Below are 24,029 nucleotides of genomic sequence, written 5' to 3'. Positions count from 1 at the left end.
AAAAAGCGGCCGAAGGTTTTTCCCGACGCCGAATCTCCATTCATATCATAAACCCTCAAAAAACCACAAAAACCATGACTTACCTTGAAAATGCGAAACAGTACACCGGTTCCGACCTCGAAAACATCTTCTTCCGCCCGATCCTGACCGGGCAGTCGGCTCAGGACCTCGGCGTGCGCGTCCTCTACAACATGCCCCAGGCCGCCCGCATCCAACTTTGGGACGGACAGCGCAATATCCTCCAGAAGTTCACCTCCGCAGGCTGGACCGGAAGCGCCGACGCCAAACGATTCGAAAAGACGATCGACCTCCAGCGCGTCAAGGCCGAACTCGGATTCTCCGCTGCGGATTACTTCTCGATGGTCTACGAGAAGGTCGCCTCAATCGTCGACGTCAACATGGAGGACCTCTCCGGGACGATCCTCGAACAGGCCGAAACCGAACTCTTCCGCAAGGCCCTCGCCGAAAACATCCGCGCAACGATGTGGGCCGGAGACACCTCGGCGGAATCCGGATACAACACCTTCGACGGGTTCCTCAAACTCATCAAGGAACTCGTCACCGACCAGGCCATCTACAACGCCACCTACCAGGCCACAGACCTCGAAGACACAAGCTACGCTCCCGAGCTCTTCGACAAACTCTGGACCCAGGCCGATCCCCGGGCCCAGGACCTCAAGGCCGAAGGCCAGCTCGCCTATTTCGCCTCTTCGGACATCTGTTACCTCTACGAGAAGTACCTCGACGAAAAGGGCGCCGACTCCGCATACATCGACGCCGTAAATGGCCGCAAGACACTCGCATACCACGGTATCCCGGTCATCGACGTGCGCATGGGGAGCTACCTCTCCGACACGACGCTCCACCAGTCGTTCTGTATGCTCACCGACCGCCGCAACCTCGTCCTGGCCGTCAACACCGCCGACATGCCCGGAAACGAAGTCCGCATGTGGTACAACCCCGACGAGATGGAGAACCGCCAGCGCGCCGTCTTCATGGCCGGCTGCACGCTCCTCGATGAGGCCCTGATCACCTACGCCTACAAACAGTAATTCTCACCAGGTACCGCCGCAACCCGCCACAGGGTGTGGCGGTACTCCCCCGAAATCCGAAATTTCCCATGAGCAAAGCGAAAAACTTCAAAACCGCCGTCGCCGTCGCCAACCGCACGGATCCCTATGTCACGCTGGGTACGACACGGGTCGAAAACGACCGCTTCTGGCGCTGGGGCGACGACAACCTCTTCCCCGCAGCCCTCGCCCTGATGGCCCGCCGGTCGACCACACACCGACGCATCATCAACGACAAGGCCGACTACATCTCGGGAAAGGGGTTCATCTGCGACGAGACCCGGCAGCCCGCCCTGGCCGCATTCGTCCGCCGCGTAAACGGTAGCGGGGAGAGCCTGAGACAGGTGCTCAACAAACTGGCATTCGACAAGTCGCTCTTCGGAAACGCCTTCCTCGAAATCGTCACCGACGCCGACCATTCATTCCTCTCGATCTACCACCAGGACGCATCCCGCTGCCGCGTGGCACGCGACGCGGAGCACATCCTCCTCCACCACGACTGGTCGGCCTTCAAGCCCACCGAGGCCCGGACGCTCCCCCTCTACCCGAATTTCGAGCCCCAGGAGGACGGGACTCTCCGCGCGATCGTCCACTACAAGGATTACGAACCCATGTTCGAGCACTACGGCGTCCCGACCTACATCGCCGGATTCGGCGTCTCGGCCATTGCCTACAAAACCGACCGCTGGAACATCTCCCGACTGGACAACTCCTTCCAGCTCTCCGGCGTGATGATGCTCGACTCGACGGTCGACAGCGAGGCCGAAGCCGAGCGCATCGTACGCATGGCCGAACGCAAGTTCGCCGGAAACCCCGGGCAGGTGATGTTCGTCATCCGCGACGGCGGCGACGACGACAACTCGCGCTTCATCCCCATCACGGCCCAGAACGAAGGCGACTGGCAGGCCCTGCACGAACAGGCCGTCAGCGACATCGTCGTGGCACACTCCTGGTTCCGGACCCTGAGCGGTCTGGACTACGCCTCGGGATTCAACGCCGAGCGCATCCTCCACGAGTACGAGGTGGCCCTCAACACGGTGATCCTCGCCGAACAGGCCGAGCTCACCGAGCCCATCCGCGAGATCATCACCGCCGTCCTCGGCCTCGACACCTCCTCGCTGCAGATCGTCAACCGCCCGCCGACCCGCTCGAAACCCATCTACATGAAGGTCTGGGAGGCCCGCAAGGCCGACGGGCTCGACTACGACCCCGAAGACCCCAAACAGCAGGCCTTCCTCTCCGAAATCACCAAATACAACGTCACAAGCATCGGATGATCGCCGCCCGTGCGGAGCCTCCGGGCCCAACCGGAGGGCTTCGCACGGCGGCGGCGCGCCGAAAACGAACCCTTCCCATGAATACGCTCATCTCACCTCTCCAACTCCTGAAACTCGCCTTCCGGGAGGGCGAGTACCTCCCGCCCGAGACCTTCGGCGAGGCCGACATCGCCGCCGCAGAACAACGCTACATCGTTCCGGTGATCGGCCCGGAACTCCACGAAAAACTCCTCGCCGGAGACCATGCCGACTTCCGCAACACATACCTTGCAACCCCTCTGGCGCTCTTCACCCGGCTTGCCCTGCAGCCGCGGCTCGACATCCGCACCGGACAGTGCGGAACAACAGCCCCGAAATCCTCCTGGAGCCAGCCCGCCGACGACGAAGCCCGCCTGCGGCATCGGCACGCCCTGCGCTGCGAAGCCCGCACGCTCCTGCGCCGGGCCTCCGACTACCTCGAAAACAACCGGGACGAATTCCCCGAGTACCGCCCCGAAAAGAACATCTTCAACCGCTGTATGACCGATGGAGGCTTTGTTCAGGTTCGTTAGCGGCGTCGTGGCCGGTGTTGCCGCCCTCTTCGCCCCCATTCATCCGCTCGTCATCACCACACTGCTCTTCATCGGGGTGGACTTCGTCTCGGGGATCTTCGCCGACCGGGCCGTCGCCCGCCGCGAAGGGCGGGAGTGGTACTTCGAAAGCTGCAAGGCCTGGCGCACGGTCGTCAAGATGGGACTCTCCGTCACGGCCATCGCAATGGCCTGGCTCCTGGACTGCTGCGTACTGGACTTCATGCAGTTGAACCTCGCCAAGCTCTTCACCGGATTCACCTGCGGCGTGGAGTTCTGGTCGTTCCTCGAAAATGCCGCGCAGCTCTCCGAGGCCCCGCTCTTCCGCTGGCTGCGGCGCTACGCCAAACGCCGCGTGGAATCCCACCTTCACATCAAGGACGACGACTATGGCACGGGGACTCGATAACCGCAATCCGGGAAACATCCGCCAGTCGAGGGTCCGCTACCGGGGCGAGATCCGCCCCTCGCACGACCCGGACTTCAAGGAGTTCGAGACGCTGGCCTGGGGATACCGCGCCATCTTCGTCCTGCTCGACACCTACCGCGTCCGCTACGGGCTCGACACCATCCGGGGAATGATCTCCCGCTGGGCCCCGCCCTCGGAGAACCATACCGGCCTCTACATCCGCGCCGTGGCCGCCGATACGGGCATCGACCCCGATGAGCCGCTCGACACGCGCGACGCCGGAACGATGATCCCCCTCGCCGCGGCCATCTCGCGCGTGGAGAACGGGACTCCGGCCGACATGCGGCAGGTGGCCGACGGGTGGGAGCTTTTTCTGTCACCCGAGTGACTTTTTTTCGTCTGTTTTGATTATCTTGCAGGTATGAAAATCGCCTGCCTGCTGGATCGGCTCAATCGGATGCCGATGGTCAAGCTCCTCGCACCCTTCGCCGCGGGGATTGCCTTGGCCGGAGTGTACGAACTGCCCCTGTGGTTTCTCGCAGGGGCTTTCGTCTGTACGGGCATCGTGGCCCTCCTCTTCCGTTCGGGAGCGGCCGCCGTGGCGATGCTCCTCACGTCGGGATTCGCCGCGGCACAACTCCGGGCTCCCGAAATTTCGGTCCCCCGGGAGGTGTACACCCTCTACGAAGTCGTCGTGGAGGGATTTCCCGTCGAACGGGAGCGCTATTCGGTCGCCGATGCCGCAGTCACGGCCTGGCGCGACCCGACGAATGGCCATTGGCACGCTTCGGAGACCCGGATCCGGCTCTATGCCGATTCGTTGACCCGGCTTCGGGACGGAGAGCGGATCCGCTGCCGGGGTCGTGTGAGGCCGTTCCAGGGCGGAGCCGAGAGCTACCGGCGGCTGATGGAACGGCGGGGCTATGCCGGAACGCTGTGGATCGGAGAACGGGCGATCCTCGACCGGGAGGAGCCCCGGGGTGCCTCCCTGCACCGCCGGGCTGTCGAACGTCTCGACCGTCTGCCGATGGCTCCCGAAGCCCGGGCCGTCGTCGAGGCGATGGCTGCGGGCGAACGGCGCGGAATCCCCGCCGAACTCCGCACAGTCTACTCCCGGAGCGGTTTTTCGCACCTGCTGGCCGTATCGGGGCTCCATACGGGGATTGTCTTCGTCGTGGTGAACGCCCTGCTCTGGTGGCTGCCCCTGCTGCGGCGCGGGCACCTCTGGAAGAACCTTCTCGCAGCGGCGGCCATCTGGCTCTTTGTCGCCGCGGCCGGATTCCCGCCCAGCGCCATACGGGCCGCCGTGATGTGCACCTTCCTCCAGGCCGCACTCGCCTCCGCGTCGGAGTATGTCGGGATGAATGCCCTGGCCCTGGCGGCCTTCGGGATGCTGCTCTGGAATCCCAACTGGATCGGCGACCTGAGTTTCCTGCTCTCGTTCCTCGCCGTCGCAGGGATTCTCCTCTGGGGTGTACCCCTCTGCCGCAGGTGCCGGACCCGCCACCGATGGCTGAATGCCGTGAGCGACGCCTACGTGATCGGGTTGACGGCCACACTGGCTACGGCCCCGCTCGTCTCGCACACCTTCGGCATAGTGCCCTTGGCCGGGCTGGTCGTCAATCCGGTGGCCATCCTGCTGGCCGGGGTCGTGGTATTCGGCGGTGCGCTCTGGATGCTCCTGCCCGTCGGATGGCTTGCGCCGCTCTTCGGGCTGGTGACGGGCAAGGCCGCCGAAGCGGTCAACTTCCTGGCCCGGGCGACCGCCGCACTGCCCGGAGGCACAACCGACTATACGCTCGAAAAGGCTCCCACCATCCTCCTCTATGCGGTTTTCCTCCTTGCAACGCTCGCCGCAGGATGCCGGGAACCGAAAAAAAGCCTACCTTTGCGTCCGTAAAACAAACGCTTTCGCCCCATGATCACCGCCGAGGAATACGACCTGCTCCGTAGCGACGAGCTCCGGCAAGCGATTGCCGCCGCCCGGGGCCGCGACCCGCTGGAGGTGGCGCTCGACCGGACGGTTCCCCATGCCCGGCTTGTCGCCACGCAGGTCAAGTACCTCGCACGCGCCGAACGCAAACTCCCGACGTATGCCGCCGCGCAGTGCATCCTGCCTCCGCGGGCCTTCGAGCAGGCATCGAGCGAAGCGACAGCCGCCCACAAACGGATCGCGGGCGACACGGTGCTGGACCTCACCTGCGGGCTGGGGGTCGATGCGCTCTATCTCGCCCGGCATTTCCGCCGCGTCGTGGCCCTCGAACGCGACCCGCTGCTGGCCCGCATCACCGCCGACAACCTTTCGAGAATGGGAGTTGCGAATATCGAGGTCGTAAACAGTTCGGCCGAGGAGTTTCTCGGCCGCGAAGGGTTGCATTTCGACTGGGTCTACGCCGATCCCGACCGCCGTTCGGCCGAAGGGCGCAAGCAGGTGCGGCTCGAAGCCTGCTCGCCCGACATCGTGGCCCTGAGACCGGCGATCGACCGGATCGCGCCGCGGCTCTGCCTGAAAAACTCCCCGCTGTTCGATGTGGACGAGGCCCTGCGGCTCTTTCCCGGAAGCCGCGTGGAGGTCGTCTCGTCGGGCGACGAGTGCAAGGAGGTCGAGGTCTATGCCGACGGCTCGGGACCGCTCGTTACGGCCACGGCGCTCGGTACAGGGAGCTTCTCGGCCCGGCCCGGAGCCGCCGCGCCCGAAGCCCCGGCATTCGATCCGGTGCGTTACCACTGGTTGGTGGTCCCGGACGTCGCCCTCCAGAAAGCCCGCCTCGCGCGCCTCCATCTGGCCGGGAAGGCCGACTGCTGGAGCGACCTCGGATTCGGATTCGCCGAAGAGGAGCCGCACGGCATCATCGGGCGCGTACTGCCCGTCGAGCGGATCGAGCCCTACGACCCGAAGCGGCTGAAGCGAGAACTGAAAGGCCGCGGCCTCGAACTCCTCAAACGCGACTTCCCGCTCCCGGCCGAGGAGCTCATGCGGCGCCTCGGCACCCGTCCCGGCGCCGACCTGCGGATGGCCTTCACGAAAATCGGGAACGATTTTTGGGCGATCCGTCTAAAATAGCTATCTTTGTCAAATAGCACCGCGATGGCGGACCGAGCCCATGAAACTCCGAAAACTCTTCACCTACTTTACCGATACGATCTTCCGGGAGGACATCAACGAATGGCGCAATCCCGTCGTGCGGTGGCTCGTACAGCAATACCGGCTGCTCTTCTACACGGCCCGCGGGCTGGTCGAGCACGGAACGCTGGTCCGCTCCGCAGCGCTCACCTTCTACACGCTCATGTCGCTCGTGCCGCTCCTGGCCCTGGTCTTCGCCGTGGTCAAGGGATTCGGCCTCGCCGACGGACTCGTCGAAAACCTCTACGAGCTCTTCCCCCAACACCCCGAAACCGTCGACTACATCGTCGGATTCGCCGAAAACGCCCTGGCCCGAACCCAGGGCGGCGTCGTGGCCGCCGTGGGTCTGGTGATGCTCTTCTGGGCCGTGATCCGCGTCTTCGGGTCGATCGAAAACGCCTTCAACAACATCTGGGAGGTCAAGGTCGAACGAAGCATCGCCCGTCAGTGGACCGACTACATCGCCGTGGTGATGATCGTCCCCGTGCTCTGGATCCTCGCCAATGCCGTCGGCAACTACATCGAGCAGGTCCTGGGCCTCTACGACAAGTGGTACTTCACGACCCTCTCCCGCCTGGCCTCGATGGTCGTCATCTGGACGATGTTCACCCTGCTCTACCTGATCATCCCCAACGCCCGGGTGCGGTTCCAGAGCGCCCTGATGGCCGGAATCGTCGCCGGGACCATCTTCCTGCTCTTCCAGTGGGGCTACGTCTACGTCCAGCGCTGGATGACCTCCTACAACGCCGTCTACGGCAGTTTCGCCGCCCTGCCGCTCTTCCTCATCTGGATGCAGACCTCCTGGGAGATCCTTCTCTTCGGCGGCGAGCTCTCGTTCGCCTACCAGAACATCAGCCGCTTCGCCGAGGAGCGCGAATCGCTGCGCATCAGCTACGACCAGCGCCGCAAGGTGCTCCTCGCGGTGATGATTCTCGTAGCACGCAACTTCCGCGACCACGGCGGAACGCTCCCGACCGACGAGATCCGCAAACGCCTCGGGCTCCCGACCCGAATCGTCAACGACATTCTCTTCCAGCTCGTGCAGGCCGGACAACTGATCGCCGTGCGCAGCGGCGACGGCGAACGCGAAGTGGCCTTCGCCCCGGCCCACGACCTCTCGTCGACCACCGTCTACGGCATCCTCGAAGCCGTCGAACGCACCGGACAGACCACCCTCGACCTGGAACAAACCCCCGAACTGGCCCGCATGAACCGCGAAGTGGAGACACTCAAGGAGGAGGTCCTCCACTCGCCGAACAACGTGCGATTGACAGACCTGCTGTAAATCAGGAATAAAAGAGATGAAACGAGTCGTCATTATCGGAAGCGGAAACCTGGCAGAGGCCCTGGCCCTGGCCATCGCCGGAAGCGGCCTGGAACTCCTCCAGCTCTTCGCCCGCAATCCGGAACGGGGCCGTACCGTCGCCGCCCTGGCCGGATGCAACTGGAGTTCCGACCCCGAAGCGCTCCGCCGCGACGCCGACATCTATCTGATCGCCGTGAGCGACCGCGCCGTGGCCGAAGTGGCCTCCACGCTGCCGGTCCCCGCATCGGCCGCCGTCGCCCATACCGCCGGAAGCGTACCTCTGGAAGCCATTCCGGAGCGATTTGCGCGCCGTGCGGTCTTCTACCCGATGCAGACCTTCACCAAGGGCCGCCGGGTCGATTTCTCGGAAATCCCGGTCTTCCTCGAAACATCGGACACCGGATTCCGGGCCGAGCTCGAAGCCTTTGCCCGCACGCTCTCCCGGACGGTGCTCTGGGCCGACTCCGCACAGCGGGGCAAAGTGCACCTCGCCGCGGTCTTCGCCTGCAACTTCGCCAACCACATGTACGCCCTGGGCGAGGCGGTGGTCCGCAGTGCCGGGCTCGACTTTGCGGTACTCAAGCCGCTGATCGCCGAAACCGCGGCCAAGGCGTGCGACAGCTCCTCGCCGCGCGACGTGCAGACCGGCCCCGCCGTACGCAACGACACCGCCACGCAGGAGCGGCACCTCGCCCTGCTCAACGGCAACCCGACCCTTCAGAAGATCTATACCCAAATCAGCGAAAACATATGGAAAACTTCAAGGAACAGATAGCACGCTGCCGGACCTTCATCTTCGATGTCGACGGCGTGATGACCGACGGGGGGATCATCCCCACGCCCGACGGCGACTTCATCCGCCGCTACAACGCCAAGGACGGCTATGCGCTGGCCTACGCCATCAAGCTGGGCTACCGTGTCTGCATCATCACCGGAGGACGCGGCAAGACGCTCGAACACCGGCTCCGGATGCTCGGGATCCGCCACTACTACGTCGACTGCATGGACAAGATCGCGGCGCTGCACGAATACCTCCGGAACGAGGGTGTGGCGCCCTCCGACGTGATCTACATGGGCGACGACATCCCCGACCTGGAGTGTATGCGCGAAGTGGGGATCCCGGTCTGTCCGTCGGATGCCGTCGCCGAGGTGATCGAGGCTTCGCGCTACGTCTCGGAGTTCAAAGGGGGCGAAGGGGCCGTGCGCGACATCATCGAACAGGTGCTCCGGGCCCACGGCGACTGGGCGCGCGACTCGATGGGCGTCACACCGTCGTCGCTCGTCGCCTCGCGCTGACCCCGCGGCCTCCCCGCCAGGGGAGGGCAACCGCCCGGCGGCAGCACGCAATACGGAAAAAGTCCCTAACAAGTTGGTCATGATGCCAGACAAGAAAAGAGGCGGAACCGCAAAGGTTCCGCCTCTTGCCGTTCCGGCCCGGGAAGCTACCACATCACCTTGATGGCATAGCTCTCGATGCCGTCGGCCAGGGTCTCCTTCTGGACGCCGTTCAGCCCCCAGAAACGCTCCTCGGTCAGCAGGAAGATCGTATATTGCGCCCCCTTTGCCACCTCGAAGACATTGAAGCCGTAGCTTGTCCCCACGCTCTGGCCTATTCCCTGCAGCGACCCGAACAGGTCGTTCTTCACCGTTCCGATCATCAGGAAGGGCATGTTGTCGTTGTAGAACGAACGGAGCACCCCTTCGCTGCCGCCGAAGGCCGCAATCTGGTCCGCCGTGTCGAAACGGGCCGTCACGACGTTCACGTCGAACGAAACGGCCGTCGTACCGGTCACCTCACCCAGGTCGTTCTTGTCGGTGCGCACACCGGTCATCCCGGTGGTCAGCCCCGTCACGTAGCACCCTGCGCCGCAGGGAACCCCCTTCGACTCGGTCAGGCACTGGTTCACATAGAGCATGCTGCCCTGATAGGAGGTCTTGTCGACGATCCGGTTGAAGGCGAAGGTCGTCCAGCGGTAGGAATCGAACGCCGTACCGAGCATCTCCGACAGTTTGCCATTGTCGGCCCGGTCGAGGATCGTCAGCCAGGAGCCGTTCTTTCCGTTGAGCGTCGTGACGATGTAGTCGTGCACGGCCCGGCAGTCCTCCTCGCTGGCGCAGAGCGCCGCGTCGCTCAGGCGCGATACGAACTGGATGTCGGTGGTGAACTTGTCCGACGGAGCCGGGATCTGCGCATCCGAGGGGTACTCGTCCAACCCGTTGTTGCAGCCCGTGAACATCGGCAGAGCCAAGGCCAGGGCCAGCATGGTCGAGAGGTATTTCTTAACGTTTTTCATCGTTTCAGTCTGTTTCGGTTAGTTATTTCAATACGGCCGTACCGATAATGGGGAAGTGGTCCGAGAGGTTGGGATAATCGCCGGTATTGAGCACCTTGAAATCCGTGCAGTTCCATTCACCGGCCGGGAAGGAGAGGAAATAGTCGAGTTTGCTGTACCCGCCGAAGGTGGCGGCGTTGTTGCAGAGCTTCGTACCGTATTTCTGATACTCCTTGATGGCTTCCGTCGACGGGCCGCAGTTCATGTCACCCATGAGCACCGACGGGATGCCGGCCTGCGTAGCGGGGACCACTGCATCGGCAATCACCTCCTTGGCCTGCTCGAAGCAGGTCTCGTCGCCGCCGAAGGCGTCGAGGTGGGTACAGATGACCCGGACCTTTACCCCGTCGGGGTTGGCATCCGTCGGCACCAGGATGTCGGCCCAACCCACCGAACGCTGGTCGGCACCCGTGTACTTGCCGAGCAGGACCGATTTCGAGTTGACGATCGGGTACTTCGACAGGATGCCGTTCCCGTAGTAGCCGTTGTCCTTGTCATAGGACCAGATGAAGAAGGGGAACATGCCGAGCTCTTGGGCAAATTCGGTCAGCTTCTCCTTCGAGCTCATCAGACCGCTGGCGGTCTCGAACTCGTTGAAACATACGATGTCGGGATTCTCCTGCCGGATGGCATCCACGAAGCGCGTGATGTCGCGCGTCACATTGGTATTGTCCGCCAGCTCCAGGGCCTTGACGTTCCACGACATACATTTCAGCCGCAAGGTCTGGGCCTGGGCCCCTGCCAGCGGGAGCATCGCCCCCAGGAGGAGCATCGCCCCCAATATCTTGTTGATTTTCATGACTGTCTCTATTTATCAATCGGTTAATAGCCCTTGTTCTGCTTGAGGTTCACCGTTCCGTTGAAAGCCGTTTCCGGAATGGGGAACACCTTGTTGTAGGTCGGATTGAAGGTACGGCCCGGATAGACCTCCACCTCTTCGGTCTTGATCTGGCCGTCGACCATCTTCGAAACCACGCTGTGCAGCGGTTTCGCATAGTACTCCTGGGCCAGGCCCCAGCGGATCACGTCGATATGGCGGCTGGGCTGGAACTCGAAGGCCAGCTCGCAACGGCGCTGGTTCTGCAGCTCGGCCTTCGTGGCCGCATTCTCACGGGGCAGCCCGGCACGCTCGCGGATGTCGCCAAGCAGCTCCTTGGCCTCGCCGTTGCCCTCACCCTGGGTCCAGATCAGCGCCTCGGCCTTCATCAGCAGCACGTCTGCATAACGCATCAGGCAGACGTTGAGCGTATTCCAGAGTTTGTCGCGCTGGCTTGACACCTCCGTGTAGCTGCCCGTCTCCCAGGGCGAGATAAACTTCTGGTTGATGAGTCCGGCCGACACGTGGCTGGTGGTGTAGGAGGAGATCGAACCGTCCGTGCAATAGCCGCCGAAGGTGATGTCGCGGCCCATGAACTTCACGTGGTTGCCCGGGTAGAGGATCGTGGCCTCGCGGCGCTGGTCACCCTCCTCGAAGGCATTCCAAAGCTCCAGGCTCGGCGTGTAGTATCCCCACGTGTTGTAGAGGCCCCAGCCGGCATTCACGAACGTCGCACCGTGGTAGCGGGCGCCGTTGGTGGCATCGCCCTCCAGCGAGAAAATATACTCCGAGCTGTGGTTCTGCTCCTTGCGCCAGAGGTTGGCGAAGGATTTCGACTTGTCGTTCGGGTCGATGTAGAGCGAGCGCTTGTCGGCGCCGGTCATTCCCATGACCTGGTTGCACATCTCGATGACCGTGTTGTAGTACGAGGCGTCATACTGTGCGGCATAGAGGGCGGCACGGGCGGCAAAGGCCCAGGCGGCCGCCTTGTGCGGCAGGCCGTACTGCGAGGCCGAAAGCTCGGAGAAGTAAGGCAGCTCCTCGGCGGCACGGCGGAAGTCGGCGATGATCTGGTCGTAGTTCTTCAGCACATGGTCCGGACGCGGGGAGTCCATCTCGTCCATCGGCGTCGTGTCGAGGATGATGGGGATACCGCCGTTCGTGTCGTCACCGTAGTAGGGGACCATCCACAGCATCGAGAAGCCGCGGAAGAAGTAGGCCGTACCGACCGCCAGGTGCTTGACCGACTCGGAGACGCTCAGATCCGGCACCAGCTTGATGATGTTGTTGGCCTTGGCGACGTTCTGGTACATGACGCCCCAGACATTCTTGACATCCTGGTCGTTGGAGGGCGACATGCGGAATTCGCGGATCTCGTCCACGGCCGGGCGGTCACGACCGATCAGCACGTTGTCGCTCGCACACTCGAACCACATGTGCCCGCGGCCGCAGATCTCCTCGCTCCAGTGCGGCGACACGAAATAGTAGAGCGCATAGACGGCCTTCATGACATCCTCGTCGGTTTTCCACGACGTGTCGCGGCCATAGGGCTCACGGTCGAGGAAGTCGGCGCAGCCCGAAAGAGCGAATACGCTGACGGCCAGACAAATACTTAACAATATCTTTTTCATGGTCGATTTGTAGTTTAGAAGTTGACGTTTACACCAAAGTTAAAGAAACGCGATACGGGATAGACACCGGCGTCGACACCGTAGTTCCCGACTTCGGGGTCGATGCCCGAATAACCGGTGATCGTAGCCACATTGTCGATGCTCATGTAGACACGCAGCGAGCCCTTTTCGAGGCCGATGTGGCGGGTGATGTGTTTCGGGAGCGTATAACCCAGCGTAATGTTCTTCAGTCGCAGGTAGTCGCCCTTCTCAAGGAAGATGTCCGAGAACTTCACGTAGTTGCCGTTGTCATCCTCGACGATGCCCAGACGCGGGTACTCGCTGCCCGAGGGGTTGAAATCCCACGTGTTGAAGACATCGGAGATCAGGTTGCCCATGTCCTGACGGCCGTTCATGGCCATCTGCTTCGTACCGTTGTAGATGTAGTTGCCGGCCACGCCCTGGAACATGATGCTGAAGTCGAATCCCTTCCAGTCGAACGAACCGCCGAACGAATAGGTCTGTTTGGGGGTGTAGCAGCCCGTCAGCACCTTGTCGTCGTCCGTAATCACGCCGTCGCCGTTCGTATCGACAAACTTCAGGTCACCGACCTTGGCGTTGGGCTGCACCTGGGTCACCTCACCCGTCTCGGCGTTCTTGCTCACGTAGCGGTCGATCTCCTCCTGCGAGCGGAAGATGCCGTCGGTGCGGTAGATGTAGTAGGAGTACCACGGGTAGCCGGCGGCCGAGTAGAGGATCGGCGTACTGTTGATGTTCGGGTTGTTGTGCTGCACGATCTTCTGGGCTCCGTAGTCATCGACCCAGCCCTTGTTGACCGAGAAGGTACCCCAGACGTTGTAGTTGAACCTGCCGTCGGCAGCGCTGTTCTTGTACGAGGCCGAGAACTCCCAACCGCGGTTGATAACCTTGCCCATATTGCCCAGGGGCGGGTTCTCCACACCGATCTGCGAAGGCGTCGGGATGTAGTCGATCAGGTCGCGCGTCTCCTTATAATAGTAGTCGGCGCTGAACTCGAGTTTGTTCTGGAACATCGTCAGGTCGAGACCGACGCTGGTCTGTACGGTGGTCTCCCACGTGGCGTTGGTGTTGGCGATCGTCTCCAGATAGGTACCGTAGACGGTATTTCCGCCGATGAGTGAGCCGTCCGTGTAGGTCAGCAGCGGGATCTGCGTGGGGTTGGGCAGCGAGTAGAGGGTCACGTTGCCGACCTTACCCCAACCGGCGCGCAGCTTGACCAGGTCGAAGACCTTCGTGAGCGAGGAGTTCTGGAAGAACTTCTCCGAGGAGATTTTCCACGAGCCCGACACCGAGGGGAACCAGTCGTAGTTCTTCGCGGAGGGGAGTTTCGACGAGGCGTCGCGGCGGATGCTGCCGACCAGGAAGTAGCGGTCGTCGAACGAATAGCCGATACGGCCCAGAACCGAAACCATCGCGTAGTCACGCAGCGTCTCCGAGGGGTTGCTGGCCCATTCGTCGGCCGAGTCCCAGACCATGTTGTTGTCCGTGGCGTCGATATACCCCTTGGTGCGGTATTCGCGGTAGTGGTTCTTCTGGTAGTCGGTCGTGAAGCCGGCCATGGCGCTGATGTGGTGGCGTCCGAAGACCTGGGCATAGGTGGCGGTGGTCTCCCACAGCGTGTGGAAGTTGTTGAAGTAGTACTGGTCGCGCGTACCGGTGGTCGAGCCGCCCGGCACGTCGATGGCGGGCGAGAATTCGTCCTCCTCGCGCGTATCGAGGTCGGCCGTGAACTCCGACTTGATGGTCAGCTCGGTGATGGGCTTGATCTCCAGCGAGGTGGTCGAGAAGACCTTCGTGCGGGGATAGCGGCGGCGCATGGTCTCAAGCTGGGCTACCGGGTTGACGATGTTCGGGCCGGTGACGCCGGCGGCCATGTCGGCCGACGAGGCGATGCCGCCGTACTTGGGTTTGCCGTAGCTGTCGTAGACGATGTTGCCGTCGGCATCGCGGTCATAGACCGAGGCCGAGGCAGGGAACCACATGGCACCGAGGATCGGGCCGGTGTGCGACGTGTTGACATTGCCCTGGCCGTTGGAGTACTCGAACGAGACGCGCTCGGAGAGCTTCAGCCACTTGACGGGCTTGAACGTCGTATGGAGTTTGGCGCCGAGGGTCTGGCTCCAGGTATTGAGCAGCGTACCCTCCTTGTCGTCGTAGGTGACCGAGAGGATCGACTGCAGTTTCTCGGTGCCGCCGCTGATCGAGACCCCGTAGTGCTGGGTGAGGCCGGTCCGGAAGATCTCGTCGAGCCAGTCGGTGCGCGTCACGTTGGCACCGGCATAGACTTCGGGGTTGGCCAGGTTCGGCAGCGAGCCGTTGGCCGAATTCGACACGGCCTTGGCCCATACGTCGCAGAACTGCTGGGCATTGAGCATCGTGGGGAGGTTCATCGAGCGTTCGAAACCGAGCGAGACGTTGACATTGACGCGCGTCTTGCCGGCCTCGGCCTGGCGGGTCGTAATGAGCACGACGCCGCTCGATCCGACTGATGCACCGTAGATGGCGGCCGAGGCGGCATCCTTCAGGACGGTGATGGTCTCGATGTCCTCAACCATGTAGGGGGCGTTGGGCACGCCGTCGACAACCACCAGCACGCCGTCACCCGAGGTGGGACCGTCGTTACCGCGCTCGGTGCCCTGGTCGTTGCCCTTCGAGCCGCGGCCGCGGATGGAGAACGAAGCCTTCTGCATCGGGTCGCCGGACTGCATGATCGTGACACCCGGCATGCGGCCCTGGAGGAGGGTACCGAGGTCGGAGGCGCGGCTGCGGGCGGCATCGTCGACCTTGACGGTGGTCACGGCCATCGAGAGGTCCTCCTTGCGCTGCGAGCCGTAGCCGATGGCCACGACCTCGCCGATCATCATGGCGTCATCCTCCATGACCACATCAATCTGCGTGCGGTTCATCACCTGGACGGCCTGCGTCTTGTAGCCGATGAACGAGAATTCCAGCACGGCGTCGGCATTCACCGAAATCGTATAACGGCCGTCGACATCGGTCGTGACGCCGTTGGTCGTCCCCTGTTCGATGACCGAGGCGCCAATCAACGGGTTCTGGCCCGTATCGGTCAAGCGTCCCGAAACCGTCACCCGGTTCTGGGCCTCAACAGGAAGCATGAGCATGCCCAACAGCAGACTCATCAGAAGAACGCGGAGGAATCTCCACTTCTTCTCTGAAAGTGTCGAATTCATTTCCATAGAGTTAAGGTTAATAGTTAATTAGAGAAGTCTTGAGAAGAGATCGTTTTTCAAAAATTTTTTAATATTTTTTAATTATTTTTTTAATAATATTCCAAACAAAAGCGCATAATATGCCCTGTCGGGATCAGTTTACACTTTCCGATATTCAAATTTATAAACTCTTACAATGGAAATGGACGCATTTCGCGTAATATAGTCCTCATATTACGCAGATCTGCACACCAGCCGGGTCGGAACGGCGGGAATCACTCCCCGAAACCGTGCCGTGCATAGCGGAAACCGGCGGCATCGTAGCAGCGGGCCAGCCGGGCGAGACGCCTCCGGTAATCGGCCGGATCCTTGCGGTCGAGGCTCCACCCGACCTCGGCCAGGGCGCTCAACCGCGGCAGCAGCATGTACTGCGCCTGCCCGAAATCGGGGATGTATTCGGTCCAGAGATTGGCCTGAACCCCCAGGACGCAGGCCCGTTCCCGTTCGTCGAGCCCTTCATACGGATCGAACGCATAGACCTTTTCGAGCGGGAGGCAGCCGCCCCAGGCCAGGGGTTCGGAGGCGGTATCCTCCGTCTGGTAATAGTCGAAGTAACAATAGGTCGAGGGCGACATGACCACCCGGTTACCCTGCCGGGCGGCACGGACGCCCCCTTCGGTACCGCGCCAGGACATCACGACGGCGGTCGGGGTCACCCCGCTTTCGAGAATCTCGTCCCAGCCGATCAGCTGCCGGCCGTGCGCCTGCAGGAAGCGTTCGACCCGGGCCGTGGCATAGCCCTGGAGCCCCCGCAGGTCGTCAATACCCTCCGCCCGCATCCGTGCCTGACAGTGTCCACAGCGGGCCCACATCTTCGTCGGGCACTCGTCCCCGCCGATGTGGATATATTCCGACGGGAAGAGTTCCAGCACCTCGGAGAGGACCCCCTCGATGAATTCGAAGGTCGACTCGCGCCCCGGGCAGAAGACCCGGTCGTCAATGTCCCACGTCTGGCGCACCTCGTAACGCTCGCCCGTACAGCTCAGCCAGGGATACGAGGCCAGGGCCGCCACGGCATGCCCCGGGAACTCGATCTCGGGGATCACCGTAATGAAGCGCCGGGCGGCATAGTCCACCACCTCGCGGATCTGCTCCTGTGTATAATAGCCGCCATAGGGGGTCTCGTCGTAGCGGCACGACTCGTCGTATTCGCCGCCGGGATCCTTGCCGATCAGCGTCCGGCGTCGCACCGACCCGACCCGTGTCAGTTCGGGATAGCGGCGGATCTCGATGCGCCAGCCCTGGTCGTCGGTCAGATGCCAGTGGAAGACGTTCATCTTGTGGAGGGCCATCAGGTCGATCGTGCGCTTCACCTCGTCGACCGTGAAGAAGTGGCGGGCCACATCGAGCATGAGCCCCCGATAGGCCATGCAGGGTCGGTCGACAATGCGCACCTCGGGGATCTCGACGGCCCGCACCGGTCCGCCGGGGCTGAGCGCCCCGGGCGGCAGCAGCTGACGCAGCGTCTGCACGGCATAGAACGCCCCGGCGGCATCACCCGAGCGAATTCCGATCCCCTCGCGCGTCACCTCAAGGCAATAGGCCCCGGCACCCAGCGTATCGCAGATCTCGAACCGGATACCGCCCCGTTCCGGGAGGCGTTCGGCCCGGACCGGCGGCTGCCCGAAGCAAGGCGTCAAGAGTTCGACGAACGCCTCGCCTACAGCTTCCATCCCCGCAACAGTCCCTTCACCGGTCTCTCCACCGGGCTCCTCTCCGGGCATCCAGTAGGGCACCCGGGCCGTAAGCCGGAAAACACCCTCGCCTTCGACCACCTCCACGGGGCGCGGCGTCACCTCCACGGGGCGTTCCGCGCGGATCACGCGGCCGCATCCCGAAGCCAGGAGGGCCGCAGCCACAAGGAGCACTCCGCCCAACAGAGCACCCCGCGCACTGAAATCCCGCCCGCCGGCACTCCGTCCCCACGCCATTCCCGGCGATCTGTGCACCCCGCTATTCATGACAGGCCGAGGCTCCCAGAAGCCCGATGTTTTCGATTTTCGAACAGCGGATCCGCACCCGTTCGACGGTCCTGGCATAGGGGAATTCCGCCAGCTCGGCGTGCATCGCCTCGCTGAAGAAGTCGAAGGCGTGCGAAATGCTCCCGCCGAAGACGATCGCCTCGGGGTCATAGGCGTAGAGGATCAGCATGACCAGACGCCCGACGTGCCGGCCGAACTCCTCCCAGAGTTTCAGCGCCTCCGGATCGCCCGCCACGGCCCGTTCGAAAGCCTCCTTGCCGGTCGTACCGCGCCCCACGAAGAAACGGCTGCTGCAGTAGTATTCGTAGTCGCGGTCCAGGTAGGGGATGCCGCCGATCTCACCCGCCCCCGTGTTGCAGCCGCAGTAGAGCTTGCCGCCGATCACCACTCCGGCCCCGACTCCCGTACCGAGGGCCACGCACACCACGTCGCGGAACCCCTGGGCCTCGCCGTAGCGGCAAACCCCCATGGCAAAGCAGTTGCAGTCGTTGTTCACGTGTACCGGAATCCCGAAATGCGCTTCGAGCATCTCCTTGAGGTGCACTTCCTGCCACGAGGGAATCCCCGTGACGTTGTAGACGATCCCCCGGGCCGCATCCACGACCGAAGGGACTCCGATGCCGATGTGCGTCACACGTGGGACGATCACTCGCTCGATGAGCGAAACGATATGCGCCACGACCTCCCCCTCCGGACGGTCCGACTTGCAGGGCTCCGAGATCAGCCGCACGATGCGGCCTTCGTCGACCAATCCGACACGAACGTTCGTGCCGCCCAAATCTACGCCGATTCTCATGACTGGATTATTGTTTGTACTTGACGATTTTGCCCCCTTCGAACCGGACGTGGTCCACGATGCGGCCGTCGTCCTCGCGGATCCAGGTCTCGAAGCCGCGCACCCCCTCGCTCAGGACGATGACCCGGGCTCCGGGACGCAGGTTGTTGTAGGTCGTATTGTCCCCCGAAAAACGCCCATAACCGAGGACGATACCCTGTTCCGCAACGAGATAGTCGATGTCGTGGTCGTGCCCCACGAAGGTCCCCATGACGCTCCGGCTCTCGGCCATCGCGGCGAACATCCCCGGATTCAGCACTCCGGGGCACTCCTCTTCGGCAGCCCGCCCGATGCGGGAGTTGTCGGGGTTCCGCCACGCCGCCACGTACTCCGGCAGCGCGATATGGAAGAACGCCAGCGCCGGAAGCGGCGTGCCGCCGTTCTCCGACGTGCGGGCCGCGCAGCGGCCGCGCAGCCACGCGATCTGCTCCTGTTCGAACCAGCCGTATCCTTCGATCCCAGGGAGGGTCGAATAGTCGTGCGAATCGAGGCAGTAGAGTACGGCCGCCGGTTTGCGGGCCGCAGAATCCACGACCGGCAGCTCCACGTCGGCCAACTCGCCCGTCGCGTCGAGCGTGTTGAGGCTCCCCGGGGCGGAGGTCACCAGCCGTGCAATCTCCCGACGCGGGAGATCCTGTTCGGCATCGTGGTTGCCCAGAACGATGCAGTAGGGGACTCCCCGGCGGGAGAGCGTATCGAGCAGCCGCTGCCACATCCCCGCAGCCGGGCTGCCCGTTACCACGTCACCCGTGAAGACCAGCAGGTCGGGACGCTCCGTGCGGATGATCCGGTCGATGCGCGCGAAGGTCTTCTCCGCTTCGGCCTGCCGCTCCGGAGTCTGCGGGTCGAGGTGCAGGTCGGTGAACTGTACGATGCGGAACGTGCCGTCGGCCGCGAAACGAAGCCCTTGCGGCCGCGCCGCCGACGTATTCAGACTCAGGAGCAGCAGAAAGCTCCATGCGATCACTCTCTTCATGATTGGTCCTGTTTTTTCAATTCAGTTTGACTTCTCCGCTCTGGGCCACGTGGACCGTGCGGCACTCGCTCCCGCCCCAGCGGACCGTCAGGTCGAAGGGCTCCTCGCACTCGACCCGGATCACGGGGCGCTCCGTGACGCTCTTCCGGCGCCCGACGCGCAGGCTGACAACCCCCTCGGGCCCGAAGGGATAGCGCGAGATACCGTGCGCCTCGGTCTTCGTGAGGTCCCATTCGATGGAACGTTCCGAATAGTCCGAGCGGATGCCCAGGATGTATTCGATGAAGACCGCGATGGGCGGAAGCCCCGTCCATCCGACGAAATCCTTGCGCGCCATGAAGCCCGGTTCGATCCGCTCCGGGGCGTAGTACTCCCAGAAGGTCCCGGTCTTCTTCCACACCTCGAAGACCGCACGGTAGTGGTTTTCTGCAATCTCGTGCGCCAGCTCTCCATAACCCTGCTGCCGGAGCCCGTCGATGAGCATGTAGTTCGTCCCGGGCCACACGCCGCCCTGCCAGTAGCGCCCGTTGGGGTTGTATTTCGGGTGGTCGGCAGCCAGCGACGGAACCCGGTGCGGGCGGTTGAACTCCGCCGTATCGCGCAGGTGCGAAACCAGGCGCGCGAGGCGCACGCTGTCGAGCACATCGGTCTGCAGCGCCCAGTAGGCTCCGATCCCGAGCGTCGAACACAGAGTCCCGTCGGCATATCGGTCACAGAGGAAGCCCCGCCTGTCATCCCACATCCGTTCGTTGAGGTAGCCCTTCAGGAACTTCATCTCGTCCTCCAGTTCCTCGATCTCCTGCCACCGCTCGATGTAGAAACCGATCTGCAGCAGCGAGGCGTCGACCAGGTATTGCTGCAGGTTCGTGTCGAGCCACGACATGTGGCCGTGCGAGTAGATCGGGTTGTACTCCTCCTTCACGCGCGGCATGTTGTCCATACCCGTGCCCCAGCCGCTCGACCAGTAGGAGCCGTCGGGCCACGTGCGGTTCAGCCGCCACCACTTCGCATAGGCGCACAGCACCGGAAAGACCCGGTGCAGGCGGTCGAGGTCCCCGAACTGCCGGTAGTAGGCCAGTTCGACCCAAGGCAGCAGGTTGGGGCCCGTCGACGTGGGGTCGTAACGCTCGAAGCAGTCCGACCCGTCGGCCCGGATCTCGCGGCAGATGAAGCCGTCGGGGTGCTGTTTGGCGTAGAAGTTGTCGAGCGACGACTGGAACGGGAAGAACCGGTAGCCATAGCGCGCGAACATCATCATGAACGACATGTCCCACATGAAGATGTTGCCGTTGTAGGCGATGTCGAGGTACGGGGCCACGAACCCCGAGCCCTCCTGCGGCTGGCGGATGTTCCCCACGGCGATGCGCCAGGCGTGCCAGTACATCTCGATCTCCGCATCGTGCCCCTCCCAGTAGGGTTCGGGGAGTACCTGTCGGGCCTCGTCGAATGACCCCGGCGTGCGCGTCACGGGCTCGGCCGTGCGGAACTCGTTCTCGGCGACGAAGACCTCCTTGACATAGGTATTCTTGTAGGGAAGCTCGTAGGGGCCCGATTTCAGCCCCTGGGCTGCGGCCGGCAGGGCCAGACAGGCCAGCGCCGCCGCAATTGTCCTTCGTTTCATCTCGGTTCTTTTCATGGTTCAGCGGGTCAGTTCACGGATCCGGCGGGCGATCTCCGTATTGAGATAGGTGCCGCAGAAGCGGTCGGCACCGGGCCCGTAGGCGAAGACGGGAAGCATGGCGGGCGTATGGTCGTCGCTCGTGTAGATGCCCAGGATGCGGCCCGACTGCTCGTCTCCGTCGAGCAGCACGAGTCCGCCGGTTTCGTGGTCGGCCGTCACGACGACCAGCGTCTCGCCGTTCGCATCGGCGAACTTCAGCGCCTCGGCCACGGCCAGGTCGAAGCTCAGCATCTCGATCACCGAGCCGGGCAGGCAGCACGAATGGCCGGCATAGTCGATCTTGGCCCCCTCGACCATCAGGAAGAAGCCCTTCCGGCTGCGCTGCTGCAGCTTCTCAATCGAGGCGCGCGTGGCGTCGGCCAGCAGCGAGAGGTTGGTCTCCTCGGCAGCCTCGTCCATACGCTCGTCGATGCAGATGACCGGGCGGCCGTCACCGCCGATCGCGTCGACCGAACGGACGAAGGCGTAGCGCTTCGACAACTCGCCCACCAGGTCGATCCCGTCCTGGCGCTCCTCGAACTGGCGGATCCCGCTGCCGCACAGCAGGTCGATCCGGCCGTCGAGCAGGGCCCGGGTCAGCTCGTCGGAGTTGTCCCGCTCGACCGAATGGCCGTAAAAGGCCGTCGGGGTGGCATCTGCCACGTTGCCGAGGGTGAGCACCCCTACCGCACACCCCTGCTCGTGGAAATAGTCGCTCAGCGAGGGGCAGGGGATCCCGTCGACGCTCATCGCAATGTGGCGGTTGGCGTGGCGTTCGCCCGTGGCCAGGGCGCTGCCGCCGGCCGCCGAATCGGTCGTGAAGGCATCCAGCGCATTGTTGAACTGCAGCCCGATGTGCTTCATCTGCAGGGTCGTCAGCCCCCGGTTGGCATAGGCCGCGGCGAGGATCTGCGAGAGGCCCATGCCGTCACCGATCAGGAAGATCACGTTGCGGACCCGCCCGCGGCCGCCGTCGTTGCGGTAGGTCGGCACGTAGACATCGATTCCCTCCGACAGCTGGAGCTTGTCGTTCTGGAAACCGCCGAAGTCGCGCGTAGTCTTGTCGAGCCGCTTCGTCCCGGTGACACCTCCCTCGGCGGCGCGACGGTCGCCGATGCGGAAGTTCTTGTTGCCGAAATCGGAAAAGAAGGCTGCGCAGCTCTCCGGACGGTCAGTATTGATGTAGTCGATCCCCAGGTTGTAGAACGTATAGTAGGTTGTCGTCCCCTCGGGGGCGTTCCAGAAGCGGACGGGTTTTCCCCAGGCGTGGGCCCGGTCGATCACCTCGCAGAGGCGGGCCAGCTCCGACGGGATGATCGAGCCCTTGCCGTTCCACTGCGAGAAGTCCCGGAAGTTGGCGCTCACCAGCGCCACGCGCTCCAGCTGGTCGGGCGTATAGTCGGCATCCCAGGCGCCGTCGAAACGCACGTAGGGGGCGTAGTCGCAGAAATGCTCCGGGGCCGGGACACGCCCCGTCACGGCGATGCGCACGGCCTGCGGGTTGCGGGCCACATCGAAGACCTCGGGCCAGCGGTCGAGCAGCGCCGTCACAGCCCGCAGCGTCGGGTCGGTCTCCGACTTGAGTTCGATCATCAGCTGCAGCGTCTCGTCGCTGTCACGCCAGGCGCGGCCGCCGTTGCGGGCGAAGAGCCCGACCAGCGGCTCGACATAGAGCTTCTCGAACGACAGGCCGGCCGAGAGCTCCTCCTCGTCGTGGCCGACGAGCAGCTGCCCGTCGCGGAGGAAGAGGTCGACCTCGATCGAGGCCGCATGCTGGGCATAAGCCTGATAGAAGGGGACACAGCGCGCGTAGTCGTTGTGCGAATGGATCAGGATCGGCCGTTCGGCCCGGGCAGTCGCCGCGCCCGCCGCCAGCAGGAGCAGCAGGGCGTATTTCCACATTCGGAGTCTCATCGTTTCGTATCGTTATATTGCAGTTTGACAAGGACGGGGGCGTGGTCCGAGAGGAATCCACCGTCGAGCGTATCGGGCAGCACCCGGTACGAACGGACGTCGAACCCGCCGTCCACGAAAACATAGTCGATCAGCTGCCGTTCGCCCTCGGGGATCTGCCCGAAGCCGGAGAAGCTCCACGCCGCCCCGGAGCGCTCGGCAGCCGCCTCGCGGGTGTGGCGCAGACGGCCGCTCCCGACGACACGGGAGATGACCTCCGACTCGGGCTCGGCGTTGAAATCGCCGGTCAGCACCACGGGACGCCCCCCGCAAAGCGAGTCGATGCGCCGGAGCAGCAGCGTAACCCCTTCGCGGCGGGCCACCTCGCCCACATGGTCGAGGTGCGTGTTGATGAAGAAGATCTCGCGCCCGGCGCGGTCACGCAGCACGGTCCAGGTGGCCAGCCGCTCGCAGGCGCCGTCCCACCCCTTCGAGCCGGCCTTCTCGGGGGTCTCGCTCAGCCAGAAGGTCCCCCAGTCGAGCAGTTCGAAACGGTCCGTGCGGTAGAAGACCGGGTTGAACTCGCCCGCTCCGGCACCGTCCTCGCGGCCAACCCCCACCTCGGCATAGCCGGGCAGGAGCCCCTTCAGGTCGTTGAGCTGGTTGAGGAGCAGTTCCTGGGCGCCGAACACATCGGCGCGGTTCATCTCGATGGCCCGGGCCACCCGTTCGCGGCGGAAACGCCAGTTGTTCTCCCCGTCTTCAGGATTGTCATAACGCATGTTGAACGTCATCACGTTCAACTCGGGGGCCGGTTCGGGGGCGCACGCCGACAGGAAGAGCAGCGCGGCCGAGACGGCACACCAGATCCGATTCATTCTCATGGTCTTCAGTGTTTT

Annotated in this window: 20 protein-coding genes; 10 read left to right on the top strand and 10 right to left on the bottom strand. The window is 63.4% G+C overall.

The window, feature by feature from the left end; all coding sequences use genetic code 11:
• Positions 1-74 precede the first annotated feature (74 nt).
• The 10 genes from ABGT65_RS05420 to ABGT65_RS05375 all read left to right on the top strand — a co-directional run bounded on the left by ABGT65_RS05420 (position 75) and on the right by ABGT65_RS05375 (position 9,051).
• Positions 75-1,052 (top strand): hypothetical protein, encoded by a 978-nt coding sequence (locus tag ABGT65_RS05420; protein WP_346700366.1) that lies wholly within the window; start codon positions 75-77, stop codon positions 1,050-1,052.
• A 68-nt stretch (positions 1,053-1,120) separates the two neighbouring features.
• Positions 1,121-2,347: a phage portal protein gene (locus tag ABGT65_RS05415; RefSeq protein ID WP_346700364.1), complete on the top strand. Its 1,227-nt coding sequence runs from the start codon at positions 1,121-1,123 to the stop codon at positions 2,345-2,347.
• Positions 2,348-2,424: 77 nt separating this feature from the next.
• Entirely contained in the window at positions 2,425-2,898 is a 474-nt protein-coding gene (locus ABGT65_RS05410; protein WP_346700363.1) for a hypothetical protein, read from the top strand.
• Positions 2,873-3,325, top strand: coding sequence for a phage holin family protein (locus ABGT65_RS05405; protein WP_346700361.1), 453 nt, complete (start codon positions 2,873-2,875; stop codon positions 3,323-3,325). Before ABGT65_RS05410 ends, ABGT65_RS05405 begins: the two co-directional genes overlap by 26 nt.
• Positions 3,306-3,713: a structural protein P5 gene (locus ABGT65_RS05400; protein WP_346700359.1), complete on the top strand. Its 408-nt coding sequence runs from the start codon at positions 3,306-3,308 to the stop codon at positions 3,711-3,713. Before ABGT65_RS05405 ends, ABGT65_RS05400 begins: the two co-directional genes overlap by 20 nt.
• Before the next feature lie 33 nt (positions 3,714-3,746).
• On the top strand, positions 3,747-5,225 hold the full coding sequence (locus tag ABGT65_RS05395) for a ComEC/Rec2 family competence protein (protein ID WP_346700357.1): 1,479 nt from the start codon (positions 3,747-3,749) through the stop codon (positions 5,223-5,225).
• Between the two features lie 18 nt (positions 5,226-5,243).
• Positions 5,244-6,389: a THUMP-like domain-containing protein gene (locus ABGT65_RS05390; protein WP_346700355.1), complete on the top strand. Its 1,146-nt coding sequence runs from the start codon at positions 5,244-5,246 to the stop codon at positions 6,387-6,389.
• A gap of 40 nt (positions 6,390-6,429) precedes the next feature.
• Positions 6,430-7,734, top strand: coding sequence for a YihY/virulence factor BrkB family protein (locus ABGT65_RS05385; protein ID WP_346700354.1), 1,305 nt, complete (start codon positions 6,430-6,432; stop codon positions 7,732-7,734).
• Positions 7,735-7,750: 16 nt separating this feature from the next.
• On the top strand, positions 7,751-8,530 hold the full coding sequence (locus tag ABGT65_RS05380; RefSeq protein WP_346700353.1) for a DUF2520 domain-containing protein: 780 nt from the start codon (positions 7,751-7,753) through the stop codon (positions 8,528-8,530).
• The gene (locus tag ABGT65_RS05375; RefSeq protein ID WP_346700351.1) at positions 8,506-9,051 is read left to right on the top strand and encodes an HAD hydrolase family protein; all 546 of its coding nucleotides are present in this window, start codon (positions 8,506-8,508) and stop codon (positions 9,049-9,051) included. The genes ABGT65_RS05380 and ABGT65_RS05375 overlap by 25 nt, the downstream gene beginning before the upstream one ends.
• Positions 9,052-9,197: 146 nt before the next feature.
• Here the strand turns inward: ABGT65_RS05375 and ABGT65_RS05370 are convergent, their stop codons facing one another.
• The 10 genes from ABGT65_RS05370 to ABGT65_RS05325 all read right to left on the bottom strand — a co-directional run bounded on the left by ABGT65_RS05370 (position 9,198) and on the right by ABGT65_RS05325 (position 24,008).
• On the bottom strand, positions 9,198-10,049 hold the full coding sequence (locus ABGT65_RS05370) for a hypothetical protein (RefSeq protein WP_346700349.1): 852 nt from the start codon (positions 10,047-10,049) through the stop codon (positions 9,198-9,200).
• 22 nt (positions 10,050-10,071) lie between these two features.
• Positions 10,072-10,887, bottom strand: a complete 816-nt coding sequence (locus tag ABGT65_RS05365; RefSeq protein ID WP_346700348.1) for an endonuclease/exonuclease/phosphatase family protein — start codon at positions 10,885-10,887, stop codon at positions 10,072-10,074.
• A 23-nt stretch (positions 10,888-10,910) separates the two neighbouring features.
• Entirely contained in the window at positions 10,911-12,536 is a 1,626-nt protein-coding gene (locus tag ABGT65_RS05360) for a RagB/SusD family nutrient uptake outer membrane protein (protein WP_346700346.1), read from the bottom strand.
• Positions 12,537-12,550: 14 nt separating this feature from the next.
• Complete coding sequence (locus ABGT65_RS05355) at positions 12,551-15,751, bottom strand: TonB-dependent receptor (RefSeq protein ID WP_346700344.1); 3,201 nt, start codon at positions 15,749-15,751, stop codon at positions 12,551-12,553.
• Between the two features lie 248 nt (positions 15,752-15,999).
• Positions 16,000-17,715 (bottom strand): beta-N-acetylhexosaminidase, encoded by a 1,716-nt coding sequence (locus ABGT65_RS05350; RefSeq protein ID WP_346700342.1) that lies wholly within the window; start codon positions 17,713-17,715, stop codon positions 16,000-16,002.
• A gap of 22 nt (positions 17,716-17,737) precedes the next feature.
• A complete protein-coding gene (locus ABGT65_RS05345; RefSeq protein ID WP_346700340.1) occupies positions 17,738-18,562 on the bottom strand; it encodes an ROK family protein in 825 nt (274 codons plus the stop codon).
• 7 nt (positions 18,563-18,569) lie between these two features.
• Entirely contained in the window at positions 18,570-19,577 is a 1,008-nt protein-coding gene (locus tag ABGT65_RS05340; protein ID WP_346700338.1) for a metallophosphoesterase family protein, read from the bottom strand.
• Between the two features lie 16 nt (positions 19,578-19,593).
• Positions 19,594-21,198: an MGH1-like glycoside hydrolase domain-containing protein gene (locus ABGT65_RS05335; protein WP_346700336.1), complete on the bottom strand. Its 1,605-nt coding sequence runs from the start codon at positions 21,196-21,198 to the stop codon at positions 19,594-19,596.
• Positions 21,199-21,216: 18 nt separating this feature from the next.
• On the bottom strand, positions 21,217-23,151 hold the full coding sequence (locus ABGT65_RS05330) for an alkaline phosphatase (protein WP_346700334.1): 1,935 nt from the start codon (positions 23,149-23,151) through the stop codon (positions 21,217-21,219).
• Positions 23,148-24,008: an endonuclease/exonuclease/phosphatase family protein gene (locus ABGT65_RS05325; RefSeq protein WP_346703059.1), complete on the bottom strand. Its 861-nt coding sequence runs from the start codon at positions 24,006-24,008 to the stop codon at positions 23,148-23,150. Before ABGT65_RS05325 ends, ABGT65_RS05330 begins: the two co-directional genes overlap by 4 nt.
• Positions 24,009-24,029: the final 21 nt, after the last annotated feature.

Source organism: uncultured Alistipes sp., assembly GCF_963931675.1.
Taxonomy (GTDB): domain Bacteria; phylum Bacteroidota; class Bacteroidia; order Bacteroidales; family Rikenellaceae; genus Alistipes.
The sequence above is the reverse complement of the archived record's forward strand: the minus strand, read 5'-3'. Positions and strand labels throughout refer to the sequence as shown.